Source organism: Longimicrobium sp., assembly GCF_048594345.1.
GTDB lineage: Bacteria > Gemmatimonadota > Gemmatimonadetes > Longimicrobiales > Longimicrobiaceae > Longimicrobium.
In genome coordinates this window covers 1-1,179 of sequence record NZ_JBMDXM010000202.1, presented here as the reverse complement: position 1 = coordinate 1,179, position 1,179 = coordinate 1, and the positions used below count along the sequence as shown (strand labels likewise).

At 72.3% G+C, this 1,179-nt stretch carries 1 protein-coding gene; it reads left to right on the top strand.

Features of this window, described 5'->3' with window-relative positions:
• Window positions 1-4: 4 nt before the first annotated feature.
• Complete coding sequence (locus tag ACOJUJ_RS21995) at window positions 5-802, top strand: polysaccharide deacetylase family protein (protein WP_420129064.1); 798 nt, start codon at window positions 5-7, stop codon at window positions 800-802.
• Window positions 803-1,179 lie beyond the last annotated feature (377 nt).

Below are 1,179 nucleotides of genomic sequence, written 5' to 3'. Positions count from 1 at the left end.
CGCCATGTCGCCGCATCGTCCGCCCCGTTGCCCGCACCTGTGGCTGCCGCTGGTGCTCGCCTCCCAGGCCGTGATCGCGTGGGTATGGTGGCAATGCGGCTGGCAGGTCGGGTTGCCGCTGCTGCTGGCCAGCCATGCGCTGTGCCTGTGGGGCGTGCTGGCGCCCGGCTCGCGGCTGTACGGGCCGGTGCTCCGGCGCCTGTCCGAGGGTGAGGCCGGGGTCTGGCTGACCATCGACGATGGCCCCTCGGACGACACCCGGCCGCTGCTCGACCTGCTCGATGCGCACGCGGCGCGGGCGACGTTCTTCCTCGTGGGCGAACGCGCGGCCGCACGTCCGGACTTGGTGCGCGAGATCGTCGCGCGTGGCCACGACATCGGCAACCACACCCAGCGGCACCCGCAGGCCCGGTTCTGGGCATTGGGACCGAGGCAGATGCGCCGCGAAATCGCGGATTGCCAGCGCACGTTGACGACGATCGCCGGGCGGGCGCCGATGTGGTTCCGGTCGGTGGTCGGCCACAGCAACCCGTTCGTGCACGCCCCATTGCGCGACGCCGGCCTGGCGCGCGTGGCCTGGAGCGCGCGCGGTTTCGACGCGGTGGAGCGCGACACGGCGAAGGTCGTTGCACGCATCGATGTCGATCTGGTGCCGGGCGCGATCGTGCTGCTGCACGAGGGCGCGCGCCACGGCCGCAACATCGAGATGGTCGCGGGGGTCTTGGAGCGTCTACAGGCGCGTGGCTTGCATACAGTGCTGCCGTTTTCTGCGGCGGAGCGGGGGGGCGACCCCGCGCGGTGATCGTGCCTGGCGCCTCCCTCGCGTTGCAGGGAAGGTGACACGCGCGCTGCGCTGCTTTCGCTCCTTCCCCGTGTCACGGGGCATTGCGCCCTTGCCGAATGGAAGGTTGGGATGGGGCGCTTGTGCGCGAGGGCCCGTGCCCCCACCCGGCCCGCGACGCGTGCCGACCTCCCCCGCGAGCGGGGGAGGTGAGCTGCGCGGGGATGGTTCTTGGCGCCTTTCCCGCGTTGTTTGGGAGGTGGCGCGTTGTGCTGCTTCGCTCCTTCCCCCGTTTACGGGGGAAGGTTGGGATGGGGGTGCTTCTGCGCGACGGCCCGTGCGCCCACCCGGCGCGATGCGCGCCGACCTCCCCCCGCGAGCGGGGGAGGTGACGCGTG